Below are 19,205 nucleotides of genomic sequence, written 5' to 3' on the forward strand. Positions count from 1 at the left end.
TGCATCTGGCCTAGGAATCACATCTCGATTCCACCAGTCTACCCCTAAGGTTAGCGCCTATGGGGCGCTGTCCCGCCAGCGTCAAACAGCTCTACCAACGACGCAATGCTCCAAGATCAGCCCTGCAGCTTGCGCTGCCGCCAGGCATCCAGCGTCTCGAGGATGATGCGTTCGGGCACGTGGTCGGGATCGAACACGGTGTCGATCTCCAGCACATCGAGCTGTCCGAGGAAATCGGCCGACGCGGCATCGTGGCGCAGCCGGGCGGCATCCTTGGCGGTGGTGATGAGGCCAAGTCCGGCACCTCGCGCTGTCGTTGCCAGTTCGGCCAGTTCGTCCTTGCCATAGAAATGATGGTCAGGAAACGACCGGGCCAGCGCAACCTCGCCGCCGGCCTGACGGACCGTGTCGAAGAATTTGTCGGGATGGCCGATGCCGGCAAAGGCCAGATATCGCTTGCCGGCCAGCCCCGCCTTGCTGGTTGGCAGCGTATGCGCCTCGAAGATCGGCCGACCGGCGCGCGCCGCCTGGCGAACGACGGCATCGGCAGCAAGGCCCTCGCCCATCTTCAGCAGCGCGCTGGTGAAAACCAGTTGGTCGACGATGCCAGCCCTGAGCGGACCGCCGGGAATGACGCGGCCGTTGCCGACGCCGTAGCGTGCGTCGACGACGACCAGCGCATAGTCTATGTGGATGCGCGCGCTCTGGAAACCGTCATCCATGATCAGGAAATCACAGCCATGCTTTTCCAGCAGGAGGCGGGCGCCGGCGGCACGGTTCGGCGTCACTGCGACCGGCGCATGCTTAGCCAAAAGCAGCGGCTCATCGCCGACATGCTTGGCGGCGTCATGATGCGGATCGACGACATTCGGCCGCGCGAAGGAGCCGCCATGGCCGCGCGACAGGAAACCTGGATTGAGCTGCATGCGCCTGGCTTGCCGGGCCAGTGCGATCGCCACCGGCGTCTTGCCGGTGCCGCCGACGGTGAAGTTGCCGACGCAAAGCACCGGCGCCTCGATCTTCTCGCGCGCCGCTGAACGCATGCGGCGGCCGGCAACCAGCGCATAGACAGCCGACAGCGGCGCCAGCGCCAGCGCCCGCCAGTCCGGTTCTTCCCACCAGAAGGGGGGCGCTTCGCTGGCCATCTTAACGGCCGTTGGCGCCCTTGAGGCGCGATTTGACGACCAAAGGCTGAATGTAGGGTTCGAGCGACTTCAAGGTGAGCGCCAGCGCGCCGCGCATCTCTTCGACAGTCGCCGCACCCGCCGCCATCATCTCGTGGCGAGCCACCTCGTTGGTCAAAAGGAAATTGACGGCGCCGGCCAGCATGTCGCGGTCGCGCACCAGCTTGGCGCCGCCGCTGTCGAGCAGGCGCTGATAGGTCTCGCGAAAATTCTGGACGTTGCGGCCGGCCAGCACCGCCGTGTCGAGCATGGCCGGCTCCAGCGGGTTCTGGCCGCCCTCCGAGGTGAGCGAACGGCCAACGAAGGCGATCTCTGTCAGCCGGAGATAAACCCCCATCTCGCCCATCGTGTCGCCGAGCAGAATGTCCGTATCGGCGATGATCCGGTCGCCCTTGCTGCGCCGAGCGAGTTTCAGGCCCATGCCGGAAATCTGCGCGGCAAGTGCTTCGGCGCGATCGGGATGGCGCGGCACGACGATCGTCAAAAGACCGTGGTGACGCTTGTGCAGCATCGCGTGAACCTCTGCGGCGACCGCCTCCTCGCCGTCATGGGTCGAGATCGCCGCCCAGGTCGGGCGGGCGCCGATCTGGCGCTTCAGCGTGTACAGCGCCCTTTCATCGGCCGGCGGCGGCGTGGTGTCGACCTTGAGATTGCCGGATACGGTGACCGGCCGGGCGCCGAGCGAGAGGAAGCGCTCGCCGTCGACATCCGACTGGGCGACAACATGGGCGAGATTCTCGAACAGCGCCTCGGCGATGTTGGCGCGCTTCTTCCAGGATTTGTACGAACGGTCCGACAGCCTGCCATTGACCAGCACCTGCGGCACACGCCGTGCGCCGAGCTCGAGGATGGTCATCGGCCAGATCTCCGATTCGGCGATGATCGCCAGATCCGGCCGCCAATGGTCGAGGAAGCGGCTGACCGCCGGCTTGAGGTCGAGCGGCACGTATTGGTGGATGATGCGGTCGCCGAGCCGTTCCTCGGCAACCTGAGCGGAGGTGACGGTCCCCGTCGTCAGCACGATGTTGACGCCGTAATCGAGGATGCTCTCGACCAGCGGCACGACGGCGATCGTCTCGCCGACGCTCGCCGCATGGATCCAGATCACCGGCCCTTCGGGGCGCTCGCGCCCGGCGATGCCATAGCGCTCGCGCCGGCGAATTCGGTCCTCCTTGCCTCTGGAGGTGCGCCAGGCGACATAGGGCCCGACCAGGGGATAGGCGGCTGCGCCTGCGAAACGATACGCCGTCAGGAAAGTGCGCGCCCAGCGCTCGCTCATTTTGGGCCATCCACGAGGCGGTAGGCCTCGGCGGTCGCGGCGTTGAGCGCGGCCGTGACCTCCTGGCGCTTGCGTTCCATTTCAGCCTCGTCGGCATTGGCCGGAACGAACACCGGCGCTCCAAGCACGATCGAGGAGCGGCCGAACGGCAGATTGATCGTGGTCTTGTCCCAGCTGCGCTCCAGCACCTTGCGGCGGCTGGTGGCGATTGCGGCGGGCAGGATCGGCCGGCCCGAAAGCCGCGCCAGGAGAACGATGCCAAGCCCGGCGTCGCGCGGCGTGCCATGAGGAATGTCAGCGATCATGGCGACGTTCTTGCCGGTGGCGAGTGACTTTTTCAGGGCGATCAGCGCTTTGGCGCCGCCCTTGTCGCGACGCTTCGAGCCTTCGCGTCCACCCGAGCCGCGCACCGCCTCGATCCCGAATTTCTCGATCATCAGTGCGTTGAGCTCGGCATCGGCACTACGCGACACCATGGCGACCACTGGCCGTCCCCCGGGATAGTAGGCCGGAGTCAGAAGATGCTGGCCGTGCCACAGCGCGATGATGGCGGGTTCGAACTGCGCGTAGGCGCCGCCCGACATCTGCGCCGATCCGTCGACAGCACGATTGGTCAGGCGGACGAGGCGAACGAACTGCGCAAACAGGCTGGCGATCGCGTTCTTGACGAATCGCGATTGCGCCAGCGGTTCGCGTATCTTGCGCCAGAATGTCTTCGGGGTGCCACCGCGACGCCGCCTTGCCGCGGACCTCGTGGCCGGCCCTTTCACGCCTTCATGATCCATCCATGTCAACCGGCAGGCTTGTTTTCGGGGTCGAGCAACCGGTGCAGGTGAACGACGAAATAACGCATGTGGGCATTGTCCACGCTGGCTTGGGCCTTGGCTTTCCACGCCGTTTGCGCGGATTGATAATCCGGATAGATGCCGACGATATCGAGCGTCTCGAGATCACGGAATTCTGTCCCGCCAAGCGTCTTCAGTTCGCCGCCGAACACCAGGTGCAAAAGCTGCTTCTTTCCGTCTTCCGCGGTCATGTCGGTCCTTCACATATCGTGAGTTTGTGACAGGTCTAGACCAAAGCCGCCGACTTTGGAACCATTGATGATACGTTCAGCCGTCCAGCCCTGCGACGACGGCGGAGAGGACGGCGAGCAGTTCGCCGCTGCCGGCAACCAGCGCGCCGTGCTGGATGACTTCGCCGGCATAGCGCGGTGCGCGGCCCTTCTGGTCGAGCAATGCGCCGCCGGCCTCGTGCAGAATGAGATCCGCCGCGGCGATGTCCCAGTCATGTGCGCTGGGTTTGACGAAGGTCGCGTCGAGCCTGCCATTGGCGACCATCGCCAGCCGATAGGCGAGCGAGGGAATATAGGGCACGCGGCTCAGCCGCCCCTGCCATTGCGCCGGCATCAGGGCGATCAATGGCTTCGGCCCGCCAATTTCGACCATCGCTGCCGGGCGGCGCACGGCAATGCGACGGCCATTCAGGAACGCCCCCTCACCTGGCAGCGCCCAATAGGTCTCCTCCGTGGCAGGACATTCGAGCACGCCGGCAAGAGTGCGGCCGTCCTCGACCACCGCGACGCTGACGCACCAGGAGCGCAGGCCTTCGAGGAAGCCGCGCGTGCCGTCGATCGGATCGACGACGAAGGTGCGGCGGGCGGCAAGCCTTGCCGGATCGTCGGCCGTCTCCTCCGACAGCCAGCCATAGTCCGGCCGCGCTGCAAGCAAGGTTTGGTGCAGATAGGCGTCGGCGGCGTGATCGGCCTCGCTCACCGGTGATGTGCCGCCCTTCATCCACACTTGCGGATTGTTGCCGAAATAGCGCATGGCGATGGCGCCCGCCTCGCGGGCAGCGTCGCGCAGCAGCGGCAGATCCTCACGAGCCCCGGCGGCGGAGGCGACCTGGTCAAGCTCCGGCAAGGGTCATGCCTTCGATCAGCAGCGATGGTGCGGCGGTGCCGAAATTGCGATCGAGATCGCTCGCCGGAACCATGTTGAGGAACATCGTCTTCAGGTTCGAGGCAATGGTCACTTCCGCAACCGGATAGGCGAGCTCGCCATTCTCGATCCAGAAGCCGGAAGCGCCGCGGCTGTACTCGCCAGTCACCATGTCGACGCCCTGGCCGAACACTTCGGTGACGTAAAAGCCTGATTTGAGCGACTTGATGAGGTCCTCGGGCGTCCGCTCGCCCGGCTCGATGGCAAGATTGGTCGATGACGGCGAGACGGAGGAGCCGTTGCGCGAGCCGCGCCCGTTGGTGGTCAGCCCCAATTCCCGCGCGACTGAGGTCGACAGGAACCAGTGGTTCAAAACGCCCTTCTCGACCATGAGCAGCTTTTCGCCCTCGATGCCTTCGCCGTCGAACGGACGCGACGCCTGGCCACGGAGCCGGAGCGGCTCGTCGGTGACGGTGATCGCGGCCGCCGCCACCTGCTTGCCCATCATGTCGCGCAGAAAGCTGGTCTTGCGCGCGACGGAAGCGCCATTGATGGCGCCGGCGAGATGGCCGGCGATGCCGCGGGCGACGCGCGGGTCGAACACCACATCGACCGGCCCGGTCGCCGCCTTGCGCGCGCCGACGCGCCGCGCGGCGCGTTCGCCGGCCTTGCGGCCGATGTCTTCGGGTGCGTCGAGATCGGAGAAATGCTGGCGCGAGGAGAATTCATAATCGCGCTCCATGCCGGTGCCCTCGCCGGCGATGACGCTGGTCGAGCGCGAAAAGCGCGAGGCGACATAGTGGCCGACAAAGCCGTGCGAGGTGGCGAGCACCAGCCCGCCAAGCCCGGCGCTGGCGCCGCTGCCGGCCGAATTGGTAACGCCCTTGACGGCAAGGGCCGCCGCTTCCGCGGCCAGCGCCGCTTCCTTCAACTGGTCGGCCGAGACTTCCGTCGGATCGAACAGATCGAGGTCGCGCGGCTTCTTGACCAGCAAGGCCGGATCGGCGAGGCCCTGGTAGGGATCTTCCGGCGAGACTTTCGCCATCGCCACGGCGCGCTCGGCTAGCGCTTTCGGGTCGGCGGCAGCGGTTGCCGAGACGCTCGCCACCCGCTTGCCGACGAAGACGCGCAGCGAGACATCCTCGCTCTCGGACGCCTCGGTGCCCTCGACCTTGCCAAGCCGCACCGACACGCCGGTCGAACGGCCGCGCACCGCAACCGCGTCGGCGGCGTCGGCGCCGGCCCGTTTGGCAGCCTCGACCAGGGCCGCGACCCGGTCGGTCAATTTCGCTGAGTCCAGCGTATCGGTCATGCGCATAGTCCTGTTTTTCCGCCTGACATAAGGGGCGGCCGCTCCGCACCATCTATTGTTCTGATGTGGCTTGTGCAATGGCAGAAGTGGCAAGCGGGGCAGATCGGCCGGCAGACACCCGTTTTTGGGCGGCATGATCGAAGCGGGTCCTCAAAGGTTGCTTCGCGGCGGTTTGGAACGGGCGATAGCCCATTGACGCCGTGCTCCGACCACAAGTGGACGTTCGATTGCGGTAACGCCTGTGTTCCTTTCCACGCATGATCAGCATCTGCCCGAAACCGCTAAATTTAGCGATTTCTTGTATGGCCTTGGAACTTTGTAGCTTGCGTTCCATTTTCAACGGCATGCGAGACCCTGTGATCCAAAGCATCAGGACTGCGGTGAACGTGTCGCCGCCGCGGTACTCGCTGGTCCTTCCCATATACAATGAAGAACAGGTGCTGCCGCGACTGATCGAGCGGATCAGTTCGCTGATCGGCCGGCTGGACGGCGAGACTGAGGCGATCTTCGTCGATGACGGAAGCCTCGATGGGAGCGTCGAATACCTTCGCAACGTCGTCGCCGTCGAGCCGCGCTTCCGGCTGATCGAGCTTTCCCGCAATTTCGGCCATCAGGTCGCGATCACGGCCGGCATGGATGCGGCTGCGGGTGATGCCGTCATCGTCATGGATGCCGACCTGCAAGACCCGCCGGAGGTGGTCCTCGATCTGGTGGCGAAGTGGAAGGAAGGCTTCGAGATCGTCTATGCCCGCCGTGTCAAGCGTGAGGGCGAATCCTGGTTCAAGCGCATTACGGCGAGTCTCTTCTACCGCCTGCTGGAGAAGATGACGTCGGTCGACATCCCCCGCGACGTCGGCGATTTTCGCCTGGTCGGGCGCAAGGCTCTGGAAACCTTCAAGCAAATGCCCGAACACGACCGTTTCGTCAGGGGCATGTTCGCCTGGATGGGGTTCAAGCAGACAGCGGTGCCTTTCGAACGCCCGGCGCGGACGCTTGGCCAGACCAAATACCCATTCTGGAAGATGATGCACCTTGCCGTTCACGGCATCGTAAGCTTCTCCGAGAAGCCGCTGCGCATGGCGCTGTGGGGCGGATTGGCGATCTCCGCGCTTGCGGTGTTGTTCGGCATTTACGCCATCTTCGCCTGGATTTTTGAAACCGGCATCATTGCCGGCTGGACATCCACCGTGGTGATCGTTTCGCTGCTTTGCGGCATCAATCTTTTCATGACCGGCGTGGTCGGGCTCTATGTCGGCGGCATCCACGCCGAGGTGAAACGCCGTCCGCTTTACGTGATCGATCGGGTCGCCGGCTTCGACAAGGCGATGCGTGCCGCCAGTGAGAGCCGTCGACCGTTTCGAAAACCCAGGAACGGAGCCTCGGCTGATGGCCGAACTCTTCGACAGCTATAAATCGAATTATGGCGAGGCGGTCGCAGGATCCATCCGGTTTTCCGGACTCGGGCACGACTTTTTTCTGATCGCCAAGGCCGACCTGCTGCGGCGTCTCGCCGTCGAGCGTGGGCTTCGACAGGGCGGGGTGCGGGCACTGGATATCGGCTGCGGCGTCGGGTCGCTCCACCCTTATCTCGAAGGCGCGTTCGAGAGCCTGGATGGCTGCGACGTTTCGGAACAATCGATCCTGCGCGCCAGCCAGGACAATCCGTGTGTGAGCTACCGGGCCTGCACAACGCCGCGCCTGCCTTATGGCGACGGCGCGTTCGATCTGGCTTTCGCCAGTTGCGTCGTCCATCACGTTCCGCCCGCCTCCTGGCTCGACTTCTTCCGGGAAATGCGGCGCGTCGTGCGGCCGGGCGGCGTCGCCTGCATCATCGAGCACAACCCTTATAATCCGCTGACGCGTCTCGCGGTGTTGCGGTGTCCGTTCGACCAGGACGCGGTCCTGCTCAACGCCGCCAAAGCAAGGTCGCTTTTTCAGGAGACGGGTTTTCAGGATATCCGATCCGAGCACTTCCTGCTGCTGCCGTCGGCCAGGTCCTTCGCGAGACGAGTCGAGCGCCTGCTCGCGCCTCTGCCGCTCGGGGCCCAGTATGCGTGCAGCGCGCATGTCTGAGGACCGTTCGACTGCCGGTGCCGGGCTGAAGCTGCTGGCGCGCTTCGGGTTGGTCGGCATCGCCGCGACAATCCTGTATGCTGCCCTGGCTATCGGTTTGGTCGAATCGAAATGGATTGGCCTTTCGCCGGTCCAGGCGTCGCTCGCGGCTTATGCGGCGGCTGCCGTGTTTTCATATTTCGCCCATAAATCGATAACCTTCATGTCGAATGGATCGCATCGATCGGAAGCTGGGCGTTTTCTCCTGCTGACGGCGACAGGCTTTGCCGTGGCTTACGCGGCGCCGGCGCTTTTGACGGCGAAACTCGGCCTGCCGCCGATCATTGCCATTGTGGTTACATGCCTGCTTGTTCCGGCGGTCAATCTTCTCATGCTCGACCGATGGGTTTTTGCGCAGCGAGGACCCGGCGAGCACGGCGACCGCTCCACCTGATCCATGGTCTTCTGAGTTGGCCTCAGCCGAGGGCCTGGCTGGCCAGGGCAAAGATGCGTGCGTTCGTGGAACCCGGGATATTTGGTGGTCAGCCGCCGTCCCAGCCCGCGACCACGCATTGCCTCATCGACGATGATGGTGTTGAGAGTTGCGCAGGTTCTTCCGAAAGGGGTCATGAAGGCGGTTCCCACCACCCTGCCGCCTTCCAAGGCGACCTGACCTTCGCTCAGGGACCAGATCATGGCCCAGTCTTCCTTCCGGTGCGGCCAGCCGGCCGCTCGCGACAGGTCCGTCGCTTCCTCAAGATGGTGCGCTTCAAAAGGTTCGAATGTGACGGACTGGGTGTTCATGAGCACCAGGACTGTTGGAGTGGGAAGACTGACAGGACGATAGAACCGCCTCTTCCGCGCCACTCGCCGAATGCCGGCGAGATTCGGTGCAAAATACCAAAATGCCGCTGCAGTCAGTGCATTCTGCGGCGCCGGTCGCCGATACTGCGAGCTATCATTGATTGCCGAGGCCGCCATGTCCCCTTTAATCCACCACATCAGCAGCGATGAAACGCTGCCCAGGTCAGCGGACGTCGTGGTGATCGGCGGCGGGATTGTCGGCGCCAGCGCGGCCTATTTCCTGGCGCGGCGCGGCCTGTCGGTGGCGCTGATCGAAAAGGGCTATGTCGGCTGCGAACAGTCGAGCCGGAACTGGGGCTGGTGCCGCCGGCAGAACCGCGATGCACGTGAATTGCCGCTTGCCAATCTGGCGCTGCGGCTGTGGGAAGAGCTGACCGAAGAGATCGGGCACGACCTTGGCTTCCGCCGTTGCGGGCTCATCTATGCAACGGACGATCCAAAGCAGCTCGCCGAATGGGACAAGTGGCGCGCGGTTGCGCGGCGGTTCGACGTCAAGACGCGGATGCTTACGGCCGACGAGGCCACTGCCGCCGTTCCCGCGGCTGGCGGCCGCAAATGGCTGGGCGGCGTCCACGCGGCAGACGATGGCAAGGCCGAGTCCTGGCTAGCCGCCCCGCGGATCGCCGAGGGCGCCCGCAAGCGTGGCGCGACCATTCATCAGAACTGCGCGGCACGCGGCCTGGATATCACCAATGGGCAAGTGAGCGGCGTCGTCACCGAGAAAGGCCTGATCCGCACCAACGCGGTGCTGTGCGCCGCCGGCGCCTGGGCTTCTGCTTTCCTGCGCATGCATGCGGTTTCGCTGCCGCAAGCCAGCGTCCGTCAGACCACCTACGGACCGGTCCTGCACCGGATTTTGGCGGGGCAATCTTTACCTCTGACGGTGCCCTGACGCGCCGGATCGACGGCAGCTACACGATAGCCGCCAGCGGCAGGGCGACGCTCGAGATCACGCCGCAGGGGATCCGCTATGCCCGCCCGTTTCTGCCGATGTTCATCAAACGGCTGAAGGCCGTCGAGATCGGCGTAAGTCGCTCGTTCTTCGCAGGCCCGGAAACACTCGGTCGCTGGCGTCTCGACAGGCCGACCCCGTTTGAGCGCATCCGCGTCCTCGATCCCGCTCCGGACAAGCGAATGGCGGCAAGCATCATGACGCAGATAAGGGCCCTCTTCCCCGCCATTGCCGATGCCGGCATCGTGTCCTCCTGGGGCGGGTATATCGACTTCACACCGGACGCAGTACCTGTGATTTCGGCGGTGGACAGCATCGGCGGAGCGTTCGTCGCCGCAGGCTGTTCCGGACACGGCTTCGGCGCCGGCCCCGGCATTGGCCATCTGGCGGCGGATCTGGTCGCCGGTGACGCGGCAAGCGTCGATCCGACGCCATTCCGCCTGTCACGCTTCGCGGACAGATCCAAAATGGAAGTCGGCGCCTTCTGATGCGATCGACCGCTGGCGACAGCAAAGGGCGCTGAGCGATCGTTACCTACGGGCTCAGGCGCGATCTGGACCGTTTGATGACCGCTCTCGCCGATGCAGTCGCCGCCGCCGCACCCTCTTCCAGCATCCAATACATACAGGCGCGCTTCAGGCACACAGCTTCACCGCGTCCACGACCGCCAGTTCGCGGCAAACGCCTTCAATCCGGGCCTCGGGCGTCGCAGCCGCTTCGCCCCGCTCGAGCTCGGAAAGATACCGACCCAGTATGCGGCTTGGCCAAGGCGCGGAATGCCGCGCTTTCCCTTCTCCCCTTGTGGGAGAAGGTGGCCGCGAAGCGGCCGGATGAGGGGTGCTCCATCTTGGCACGGACGGCGCTCCGTCCAACACCCCTCTTCCGTCTTGGCGCTGCGCGCCAATCCACCTTCTCCCACAGGGGGAGAAGGCAAGACCGCGCCATTACCGCCACGGCTGCAAACTCTCATCGCGGACATAAGCGATGATGGTCTCGCAGACGGCGTTCAAATCCCGCAGCACGTCGTCGTTCCAAAAGCGCAGCACACGAAAGCCCCTCGCCTTCAATTCGGCGTCTCGCTCCCGATCGTGGTTCGAATCGGCATGCTGGCTGCCGTCGATCTCGACGATCAGCCTGGCCTCGACGCAAACGAAATCGGCGATGAATTTGCCGATGGGAGCCTGACGCCGGAATTTGATGCGATCGAGCCTGCGTCCGCGCAGTTCGTGCCACAGGCGGTCCTCCGCCTCTGTTGGCTCGCGCCGCATCGAGCGGGCGAAACGACGTTTGGTCGGAGCGACAGGCTGATGCGGCATCGGGCGAGATTATTCCGGCCTTGGCGCTACGTCCAACATACCATCGTTATGCAAATCGCTGACTCCCATCACTGGTCAATGGGCCCTGGCCATCCACCAGAGTCGCCCCGACGCCGACGAGTTGGTCTGGACATCCAAACGGTGCGACCCCGACCTATCGTTCCTGTTTTTCGGCGACCGCGTCGCCGATGGCGATATCCAGATGATCGAGAGCAGGAGCATTTGGTCCGATGCGAACGAGATGGCCGATCTTCGGGGTTTCGCCGAAAGGAGCCACATCGACCTCGTCCTGTAGCAAAATGGCGGCGAATATGCCGCTCTGCGCGTTGAACAAATGGATGGTCTTGGTCGTCATTGCCTGTTTCTCCCGCGTTACCAGCGCCATGGCACGCGCGTTCCCGTGCCCCGGCTCCTGGCCTGTCGCCAGAGCATATCCGCGACCGTCAGATCCTGCAGCGCGAGCCCGGTCATGTCGAAGACCGTGATGTCGGCGGCATCGCGCGTGAACGGAATTTTTCCGGTCAGAAGATCGCCGATTTCGATTGCCCGGCAGCCGGTGTCCCACTGGCCTTCGCCGACAGCGGCCGATTGTTCGCAGTCGTCGGCAAAGAGCCGTACCCGGCGCAGCAGGCCGTCAGGCAGTTCCCGCTTGCCTTGCGTATCGGCACCCACGGCGTTGATGTGCGTGCCGGGCCGCACCGCTTCTGGCGGAAACAGCGGTCTGCTGCCGGGGGTCGCGGTGATGATGATATCGCTCGAGCCGACAGCTTTGGCGGCTTGGTTCGAATGGGCCGGCGCGAAATCCTCGAATGCCGCCTCGAACGCCGCGTCGGGCCGGCCGTCCGCCGTCAGGTAATGGATGGTGTCCAGACCGGGCATGGCACGCAGGGTCAGGCGCAGCTGGATCCGGCCCTGGGTGCCGGTGCCGAAAATGCAGATCGACCGGCTTTCGGGGCGGGCCAGCAGGGTCAGGCCAATGGCGCCAGCCGCCCCTGTGCGCAAGGTGGTGATGGCGTTCCCGTCGATGATGCACAAGGGACGCCCGGTATGCGGGTCGAAGAGCACGATGGTCGCCTGATGCGGCTCCTTGCCGACCTCGCGGTTGGCTGGCCAGAAGCCCGCTGCCTTGAAGCCCAGAAGATCGGCTTTCGGCACGTCGCCCGACTTGATACCGAAAATGCCGCCGGTATGCAGCTTCTCGCGCACAAGCGGAAAGACCCTGCCTTCGCGCGCACTGTGAAGCTCGAAGGACCGCCGCACGGCATCGAGGACGGCATCCGGCTCCAACAGCGGCGCGACCTGATCGCCTGCAAGCAGCAGCAGCTGCGACTCGTCTGCGGTGACGGACATGACATCTCCCCGGCTTTCCCTCATTCTAGCCAGCGGTTCTCGGGGGAAGACAGCGGTGTTGGCCAACGAGCCGCATTTCCTGCGGTTTGTCGCCCGTCATTCGGGCGAATGTTGCGCCGAGCTTCCCATCGAATGCGCTCGCCGGTTCGCGCAAACACGTATCGTCGCAGACAAGCCAGCCCATCGGCCGGCCCACCATCGGCAAAGTGAAGAAGGCGACCCGCAATGCCCCTCAATATCCCGACATTCGACGATGTTCTGACCGCCGCGGCGCGCCTCGCCGGATTGGCCCACCGGACGCCGGTGCTGACCTCGCGCACCTTCAACGAGCTCACCGGCGCCGAGGTGTTCTTCAAGTGCGAGAACTTCCAGCGTAGCGGCGCCTTCAAGTTCCGCGGCGCCATGAACGCGCTTCTGGCCTTGGATATTTCGGTGCGGGCACGGGGAGTGGTGGCCTATTCTTCGGGCAATCATGCGCAGGCGCTGGCCTATGCGGCCGCGATCAAGGGCGTGAAGGCAGCGATCATCATGCCCAGGGATGCGCCCGAGCTGAAGGTGCGTGCCACCCGCGGCTATGGCGCCGAAGTGATATTCTACGACCGCTACAGCGAGAACCGCGAAGAGATTGGCGGCAGGATCGCCGCCGAGCGGGGAGCCGCCCTCATTCCACCCTACGACCACCCCGATGTGATTGCCGGGCAAGGCACGGCGACACTTGAACTTATCCAGGAGGCCGGCTCGCTCGATGCCCTTTATGTCTGCCTTGGCGGTGGCGGCCTGCTCGCCGGCGCCGCACTGGCGGCGGCGGAATGCGCGCCCGCCTGCCGGGTCGTCGGGGTTGAACCGGAGGCCGGCAATGATGGTCAGCAATCCCTCGCCCGGGGTGAGGTCGTCACCATCGAAGTGCCGAAATCCATCGCCGATGGCGCGGTCGTCACCCATCTGGGCGCGCATAATTTTCCTGTCATCCGCGACAAGGTTGCCGCTATCACCACGGTCAGCGACGACGCGCTCATCGAAATGATGCATTTTTTCGCCGAGCGCATGAAAATCGTGGTCGAACCCACCGGTTGCCTTGCAGCGGCGGCGGTTCGCAGTGAATCGCAAAGCCTGCGAGGCCAGCGCATCGGTGTCATCGTCAGTGGCGGCAATGTGGATCTCACGCGCTTCGCCAGCTTGATCATGGCGGCCGCAGAGCGTGATCTCAAATCGCATCCAGCCGCAACGACACCAGCTTGATGGAGCGCTTGTAGATGTCGCTGGCGGCCGGAGTCGGCGGAATGCCGTCGAGATAGTCGAAGGCGATTTCGAGTGTATCGGCCTTGCCGAGAGCCGCCGGTGGAACGACGAACGAGACCGTTCGTGGTTCTTTGCCAGACAGCGTCTCCGCATGCACCCGAACACCGTTCACCGAGATCACCACCCTTTGCGTGATCTGCGGTGGACGAATGACGGCGGCCATTTGCAGCGTGGCCATCAGGCTGTCGCGGAGCGGCGGTATCTTCACGCGAAGCCGCGAGGTCTCGCCTAGCGAATGGGTGCCGTCGCCTGCCGACCCCGACCAGCCGCAGACCTTTATGCTGGCTGCCCGTTTGGCGCCGTCGCTCCGGAACGACACCGTCTGGCCAAGTGTGTAGCTGCCGGTCGCATCGCGATTGAGGCAGGTCGTCGTCTGATCGATGTAGTAGGCGCGGTAATCGGCGTTGACGTTCGGATTGAGAGCAAGCGCCAGGATGACGATCTCGGACCCGGCCAGAACTGCCGCAAGCGCGTAGCCGCCAAGCGAGGCGGCGCGCCGATACGGGGCCGGAATGTCAGACCAGGGCAAGATAGCCTCCGATCCACGCCACAGTCATCAAATAACAGGCGCCAAGGAAGAGAACCAAAGCCGCGAGCCAAATGAGCCTTGACGCCGACAACAGGACGACGAGCAACATTGTCAGGGGCGCAAGCCCAATCACATATCTGACCATCGAGGCCAGGTTGGTGATCAGCGGCAGGATGATGCAGAGCGCGCAGAAGAGTGCCGCGCCATATTGCCTGCGAGCCGCCAGACCGGCCGACAGCGCCAGCCCGGCGATCGCGGAGAGCGCGCTCCATTGCGGCGCCGTGGGCAGCCATCCGGTGGTCGGAACAGCTGAGAGCCCGTCCCACAGGAAGACCAGCGGATTGCCCGCCACCCGTCCGAACGCGCGCTGGACGTGCAGGAATGCAAAGCCGTCTCCGACGGTGAGGTACAGGAGCAGGATGTAAGCGAACAAACCGGCAGGCGAGATGAGGACAGCGACCAGCAGATCCGGTCGGCCAAGCAGCCAACGCGGGAAAGACAGCGCCGATCCGCCCTGCCGGCGGTGCTCGCTGAACATTTGAATAACGGTTGCAAAGACGACGAAGACCCCGACCAGCCTGGTCGCCGACAGCAGCGCGGATGAAACGCCCGCGGCGAGATAGCTGGAGCGCTTGAGCGCCAGAAAAACGCACGAGGTCAGCAGCACGAAAAGCGGTTCGCTCAGGAAGGTCGTGAAGTGGAACGAGAACGGGCCGCTGAGCAGAAACGCGCAATACAGCACATAGGCCCGCATGTTGTTCTCGAGCAGCGGCCACGCCACCAGACAGGCGGCGTAGCTGCAGGCAATCGAGGTGACCGTCGCGATCAGTATCGTAGGGTATGGGAAAACAAACCGGATCGCCGCCACCAGCATCGGATAGAGCGGGAAGAAGCTCCAGCGACCGACATTGCTGTGGTTTGGAATGGGAAAACGCTCATAGCCCTGTTCGCTGATGCCAATGTACCAGGCGCAATCCCACCGGCACAGCGCACGGGCATAAGCCGCGAAACCTGTTTCCTCCGACACCGAAGCAAAAGCCGCATAGCGGATGGCCAGTCCACCGATCACGAACAGCAACGGCACCGCCGCGACGGTCATGACCATGGCGCGAGCACCAGCGCTCGGACGCGCGACATCTTCGAGCGCCAACTCTGCCTCCACCCATTCGAGTGGCTAGCGCCACTCTCCCCTCTAAATTAGCGCCGCCGGGGCAAATTCAAGACATCCCTGTCGTCGGCGGCATCATCTTCGTCCACGGATCACGAGTCTCTCAGCCAGACCAGCATCTCGCCGGGATCGCGGTTGTCCCAGGCAAAATACGGCACAGCGGTGATTTTTGACTCTTCAACCGCCGGCGGTTCGGGGCGGTAGAGGCCGTTGTCCCAGTCTTCAAACTTCTCTTTCCTGGCAACAGCCGAAAGCGTCACGACGCCGCCCAAAAGGTTCGGCTGCTGATGCGCCTCGATCTCGGCTGTCGGCGGCAAGGCGATGCGGTGCAGTTGGCCGGCATTGTCGGTCTCCTCGACGCAATAGATCAGCGGGCCGCGGGCAAGCGCGACGCGGCCGATATCCTGCCGCACCTGCGGGTTGGCATAGAGCCGGTCGATGGCCATTTCGAGGTCGAGCTCGACCTGGTCGCCCTTGCGCCATTCGCGCCGGATCGCGGCATAGCCGTCGCTGGTGACCGCCTGCAGATCGACCGCCTCCCCGTTCACCTTGAGCGCCGCCTTGCGGCACCAGGCCGGCAGGCGCAGGTGCAAGGTAAATGTCGTCGGCGCCTCGGGCTCGATCGTGATCGAGACCGCGCCGTCCCATGGATAGTTGCTGGTCTGGCGCAGCTCCGTTTGCGTTCCTGCGATATCGAAACGAGCCGTGCTGTTTCCATAGAGATGGACGGCAAGGGCATCGCCGGACAGGCCGTAGAAATAACTGCCGATCGAGGCGACCATGCGGCCGATATTGGGTGGGCAGCACGGGCAGCGGTGCCATTTCCAGCGGTTGTGCTTGCCCCGGCTTTCCAGCGGATTTTCATAGAAGAACAGCGAGCCGTCGAGCGACAGGCCCGAAATCGAGCCGTTGTAGAGAGCCCGCTCCATCATGTCGGCGTAACGCGCATTGGGGCCCATGCCGAGCATGCGGCTCGCCCAGAACACCAGTCCGACCGAAGCGCAGGTCTCGGCATAAGCGGTTTCGTTGGGCAGGTCGTAGTCTGATGTAAAGCCCTCATTGTGCGACGACGGCCCGAGGCCGCCGGTGATGTAGAGGTTCTTGGTGGTGAGGTCGTCCCACAGCCGGTCGAGCGCCGCCCGCAGCGTGTCGTCGCCATATTCGGTCGCGATATCGGCCATCCCGGAATAGAGATACATCGCCCTCACCGCATGGCCGACGACCTTGTCCTGCTCGCGCACCGGCTTGTGCGACTGGCTGTATTCGTAGGTCTTGAAATGATAGGCTTTTGGGTCGGCGCCGCGGGCACGCGCCTCCTCGTCGAAATAATGCGGCTCAAGGCCGCGCTGGTCGATGAAGTATTTTGCCAGGTCCATGTACTTCTGCTCGCCGGTGACCCGCGCGAGCTTGACCAGCGCCAGTTCGATCTCCTCATGGCCGCAATAGCCTTTCCTCTTGCCGGGCTCGGCGCCGAAGGTCTCGGCGATATGGTCGGCATAGCGGCACATGATGTCGAGCAGCTTGCGTTTTCCCGTCGCCTGGAAGTAGGCGACCGCGCCCTCGATCAGATGGCCGGCGCAATAGAGCTCGTGGCAATCGCGCAGATTGGTCCAGCGCAAGCCCGGCTGGATGCGCTGGTACCAGCTCGACAGATAACCGTCGGGCTGCTGCAGCTTGGCGTACATGTCGATGACGGCGTCGATCTTCTTCTCCAGCGCGTCATTGCGGCGGCGGTACAGCGAGTAGGCGGCGGTCTCGATGGTCTTGCCCCAGTCGGAGTCCCAGAACATTTGGGTCGTCACCGTCGATCCTGTGAATTCGTTGCCGGCGGTGGCTGCTTCGTCCGGCGAAGGTGAGTGGAACGGAATGACGACGCCCGGCGATGGCCGATCCGGATCGATCTGCTCGAGCATGCGCGCCTCGACGCAGCGATCATAGAGGATGCCGGCGGTCGTGGTGGCGACGGCATCGGCACGGTCGCCCCAGAAGCCGCGCACATCGACCTGCGGCACCGGCAGCGGGCGGAAGGCGCGTTTTGGCTTGTCCGACTTGCCGGTTTGGTCCAGCTCGGCAGCCGGCTTGGCGGATTGCGATGCGGTCATCAATTTACTCCGGTTCGGTTCGATTGGTCACTTCACGGCCCCTGCCATGAGGCCGCGGATGTAGAAGCGCTGCAGCAGCAGGAACAGCACCAGGCATGGCACCATCATCACGGTTACCCCGGCCTGCACCGCGCCCCAGTCGATGGCGCCGAAGCGGCCCGACTGCAGCGCCGTCATCATGATCGGCAGCGTGAATTTGGACTGGTCGGTCATCAGCACCAGCGCCGCCAGAAACTCGTTCCAGGCGCCGAGGAACGCGAACAGCGCGATGGTGACGATGCCCGGCCAGACCAGTGGCAGCATCACCCGCAGCAGCATGGTGACATTGTTGGCGCCGTCCATGCGGGCCGCCTCCTCGATCTCGCGCGGCACCGCGTCGAAAGCGTTGCGCATCATGAAGATCGAGAACGGCAGCTGCAGCGTGACATAGACGCAAACCAGGCCGGTCAGCGTGTTGTGCAGGCCGATCTTGGTCAGCACCAGGAAGATCGGCGTCAGGATCGACTGGAACGGGATCATGATCGTCGACAGGATAAGGACGAAGAGCAGGTTCTTCAGCGGAAAGCGGAAGCGCGAGAAACCGTAGCCGGCCAGCACGCTGACGATCACCGACAGCACCACCGTCATGACCGAGACATAGATGCTGTTTTGCGCCGGCAGCCAGAGGCCATCGCCAAAGGTGTTGAGCGTGGCATAATTCTCGACCGAAAAACCCGTCGTCGGCCAGGGCGGCAGCGGCGGCAGGCGCGATTCCTGTGCCGGCTTGAAGGCCGAAAGCACGGTCCAGACGATCGGCGCCAGAAACAGCAGCGAGGCGATGATGCCCGTCGCGTGCTCGGCGATCTGCATGCCGATGCGGCGTTTGCGGCTTCGTGCCTGCGCCATCAGTCAACGCCCTCCGGTTGGCGCAGCAACCGCAGCTGGATCAGGCTGAGCGCGACCAAGATGACCAGCAGGACCATCGACAGGGCGGCGCCGTAGCCGAGCTTGAACGACACGAACGACTGGTTGAAAATCCAGTAGACGGCGGTCAGCGTCTGGTTGCGCGGCCCGCCGCGCAGGATGATGTAGAACTGGTCGAAGGCGAGCACCGAGCCGGCAACCGACAGGATCAGCGCCAGCGCCAGCGTGCGGCGCATCAGCGGCAGGGTGATGGCGCGAAACCGCGCCAGCGGCCCTGCCCCGTCGATCATCGCCGCCTCCTGCAGATCCGGCGGAATCGATTGCAGGCCGGTCATCAGGATGATCATGGTAAAACCCGCCACCTTCCAGACGACCATGGCGATGATCGACCAGAACGCCGGCTGGAACGTCGCCAGCAGGTTGACCTTCCTTTCGGTCAGGCCGAGCTCGAAGGCGGCCGGGCTGAACAGGCCGGAATCGACATTGAGCAGCCACGACCACAGCAGGCTGGCCGAGGCAAAACCGATGACGGCCGGCATGAAGAACGACGTCCGGTAGAAGCCGGTCAGCGGCCGCGGCCTTTCGATGAACAGCGCCAGCGGAAAGGCGACGACGAAGATCGCGATGGTGACGATCACCGTATAGTAGCCGGTGAATTTGAGCGCGTTCCAGAACCTGGTGTCGCGCAGGATCGCCCAGTAATTGTCGAGGCCAATGAACGAGTGCGCGCCCATCAGCGGCCAGTTGTGCAGCGACATCCACGCCGTCATGCCAAGCGGAATGATGAAGAAGACGACGACCAGCGCGACGGCCGGCGCGACATAGAGCAGGCCGACCCACTGCCGGCGGCCGGCGCCGACCAGTTTGCGGCGGGAGGTTGGGGTGGAGATGGCTGCGATGGAGGTCATGCCTGCTCTCTCGTTAGCGCTACGTCCCCCTCCCCCTTGAGGGGAGG

18 protein-coding genes and 2 pseudogenes are annotated in these 19,205 nt (G+C 64.1%); 5 read left to right on the forward strand and 15 right to left on the reverse strand.

Annotated elements, in window-relative coordinates; all coding sequences use genetic code 11:
* Positions 1-116 precede the first annotated feature (116 nt).
* The 6 genes from lpxK to AC0L2Z_RS32950 all read right to left on the reverse strand — a co-directional run bounded on the left by lpxK (position 117) and on the right by AC0L2Z_RS32950 (position 5,715).
* Positions 117-1,145, reverse strand: a complete 1,029-nt coding sequence (lpxK, locus tag AC0L2Z_RS32925; RefSeq protein WP_473630361.1) for a tetraacyldisaccharide 4'-kinase — start codon at positions 1,143-1,145, stop codon at positions 117-119.
* 1 nt (position 1,146) lies between these two features.
* The gene (waaA, locus tag AC0L2Z_RS32930) at positions 1,147-2,463 is read right to left on the reverse strand and encodes a lipid IV(A) 3-deoxy-D-manno-octulosonic acid transferase (protein ID WP_473630362.1); all 1,317 of its coding nucleotides are present in this window, start codon (positions 2,461-2,463) and stop codon (positions 1,147-1,149) included.
* A complete protein-coding gene (locus tag AC0L2Z_RS32935; RefSeq protein WP_473630363.1) occupies positions 2,460-3,248 on the reverse strand; it encodes a lysophospholipid acyltransferase family protein in 789 nt (262 codons plus the stop codon). The genes waaA and AC0L2Z_RS32935 overlap by 4 nt, the downstream gene beginning before the upstream one ends.
* A gap of 5 nt (positions 3,249-3,253) precedes the next feature.
* A complete protein-coding gene (locus AC0L2Z_RS32940) occupies positions 3,254-3,499 on the reverse strand; it encodes a DUF4170 domain-containing protein (RefSeq protein WP_023802307.1) in 246 nt (81 codons plus the stop codon).
* Between the two features lie 76 nt (positions 3,500-3,575).
* Positions 3,576-4,385, reverse strand: a complete 810-nt coding sequence (locus tag AC0L2Z_RS32945) for a 3'(2'),5'-bisphosphate nucleotidase CysQ (protein ID WP_473630364.1) — start codon at positions 4,383-4,385, stop codon at positions 3,576-3,578.
* Positions 4,372-5,715: a TldD/PmbA family protein gene (locus AC0L2Z_RS32950; protein ID WP_473630365.1), complete on the reverse strand. Its 1,344-nt coding sequence runs from the start codon at positions 5,713-5,715 to the stop codon at positions 4,372-4,374. The genes AC0L2Z_RS32945 and AC0L2Z_RS32950 overlap by 14 nt, the downstream gene beginning before the upstream one ends.
* Before the next feature lie 356 nt (positions 5,716-6,071).
* Between AC0L2Z_RS32950 and AC0L2Z_RS32955 the strand changes: the two genes are divergently transcribed.
* Genes AC0L2Z_RS32955 through AC0L2Z_RS32965 form a run of 3 tightly spaced genes read left to right on the forward strand, consistent with a single transcriptional unit; the run spans position 6,072 to position 8,221 of the window.
* On the forward strand, positions 6,072-7,127 hold the full coding sequence (locus AC0L2Z_RS32955; protein WP_027153861.1) for a glycosyltransferase family 2 protein: 1,056 nt from the start codon (positions 6,072-6,074) through the stop codon (positions 7,125-7,127).
* Positions 7,102-7,788: a class I SAM-dependent methyltransferase gene (locus AC0L2Z_RS32960; RefSeq protein ID WP_473630366.1), complete on the forward strand. Its 687-nt coding sequence runs from the start codon at positions 7,102-7,104 to the stop codon at positions 7,786-7,788. Before AC0L2Z_RS32955 ends, AC0L2Z_RS32960 begins: the two co-directional genes overlap by 26 nt.
* Positions 7,781-8,221, forward strand: a complete 441-nt coding sequence (locus AC0L2Z_RS32965; protein WP_473630367.1) for a GtrA family protein — start codon at positions 7,781-7,783, stop codon at positions 8,219-8,221. The genes AC0L2Z_RS32960 and AC0L2Z_RS32965 overlap by 8 nt, the downstream gene beginning before the upstream one ends.
* A gap of 89 nt (positions 8,222-8,310) precedes the next feature.
* On the opposite strand, the pseudogene AC0L2Z_RS32970 reads toward AC0L2Z_RS32965, so the two are convergent.
* Positions 8,311-8,571: pseudogene (locus tag AC0L2Z_RS32970) on the reverse strand (GNAT family N-acetyltransferase); the annotation flags it as partial.
* Between the two features lie 175 nt (positions 8,572-8,746).
* Between AC0L2Z_RS32970 and AC0L2Z_RS32975 the strand changes: the two are divergent.
* Positions 8,747-10,071, forward strand: a pseudogene (locus tag AC0L2Z_RS32975) (NAD(P)/FAD-dependent oxidoreductase).
* 456 nt (positions 10,072-10,527) lie between these two features.
* Here AC0L2Z_RS32975 and AC0L2Z_RS32980 read toward each other — a convergent pair.
* The 3 genes from AC0L2Z_RS32980 to AC0L2Z_RS32990 form a co-directional block, all read right to left on the reverse strand.
* On the reverse strand, positions 10,528-10,899 hold the full coding sequence (locus AC0L2Z_RS32980) for an endonuclease domain-containing protein (RefSeq protein ID WP_473630368.1): 372 nt from the start codon (positions 10,897-10,899) through the stop codon (positions 10,528-10,530).
* Between the two features lie 154 nt (positions 10,900-11,053).
* A complete protein-coding gene (locus AC0L2Z_RS32985) occupies positions 11,054-11,254 on the reverse strand; it encodes a hypothetical protein (RefSeq protein ID WP_473611318.1) in 201 nt (66 codons plus the stop codon).
* A gap of 17 nt (positions 11,255-11,271) precedes the next feature.
* Entirely contained in the window at positions 11,272-12,249 is a 978-nt protein-coding gene (locus AC0L2Z_RS32990) for an ornithine cyclodeaminase family protein (protein ID WP_473630369.1), read from the reverse strand.
* Positions 12,250-12,474: 225 nt separating this feature from the next.
* On the opposite strand from AC0L2Z_RS32990, the gene AC0L2Z_RS32995 reads away from it, so the two are divergent.
* Complete coding sequence (locus AC0L2Z_RS32995) at positions 12,475-13,488, forward strand: threo-3-hydroxy-L-aspartate ammonia-lyase (RefSeq protein ID WP_091600509.1); 1,014 nt, start codon at positions 12,475-12,477, stop codon at positions 13,486-13,488.
* Here AC0L2Z_RS32995 and AC0L2Z_RS33000 read toward each other — a convergent pair.
* From AC0L2Z_RS33000 to AC0L2Z_RS33020, 5 genes are all read right to left on the reverse strand, one after another.
* Positions 13,454-14,077 carry a hypothetical protein gene (locus tag AC0L2Z_RS33000; RefSeq protein ID WP_091600508.1) on the reverse strand — a complete coding sequence of 208 codons (624 nt, stop codon included), beginning with the start codon at positions 14,075-14,077 and terminating at the stop codon, positions 13,454-13,456. The genes AC0L2Z_RS32995 and AC0L2Z_RS33000 overlap by 35 nt on opposite strands.
* A complete protein-coding gene (locus AC0L2Z_RS33005) occupies positions 14,064-15,227 on the reverse strand; it encodes a hypothetical protein (RefSeq protein ID WP_473630370.1) in 1,164 nt (387 codons plus the stop codon). The genes AC0L2Z_RS33000 and AC0L2Z_RS33005 overlap by 14 nt, the downstream gene beginning before the upstream one ends.
* A gap of 110 nt (positions 15,228-15,337) precedes the next feature.
* Positions 15,338-17,347, reverse strand: a complete 2,010-nt coding sequence (locus AC0L2Z_RS33010; protein ID WP_473630371.1) for a glycoside hydrolase family 127 protein — start codon at positions 17,345-17,347, stop codon at positions 15,338-15,340.
* A 27-nt stretch (positions 17,348-17,374) separates the two neighbouring features.
* Positions 17,375-18,232: a carbohydrate ABC transporter permease gene (locus AC0L2Z_RS33015; protein ID WP_473630372.1), complete on the reverse strand. Its 858-nt coding sequence runs from the start codon at positions 18,230-18,232 to the stop codon at positions 17,375-17,377.
* Positions 18,232-19,158 (reverse strand): carbohydrate ABC transporter permease, encoded by a 927-nt coding sequence (locus AC0L2Z_RS33020; RefSeq protein ID WP_287347312.1) that lies wholly within the window; start codon positions 19,156-19,158, stop codon positions 18,232-18,234. The genes AC0L2Z_RS33015 and AC0L2Z_RS33020 overlap by 1 nt, the downstream gene beginning before the upstream one ends.
* Positions 19,159-19,205 lie beyond the last annotated feature (47 nt).

The organism is Mesorhizobium sp. WSM4850 (assembly GCF_055811735.1).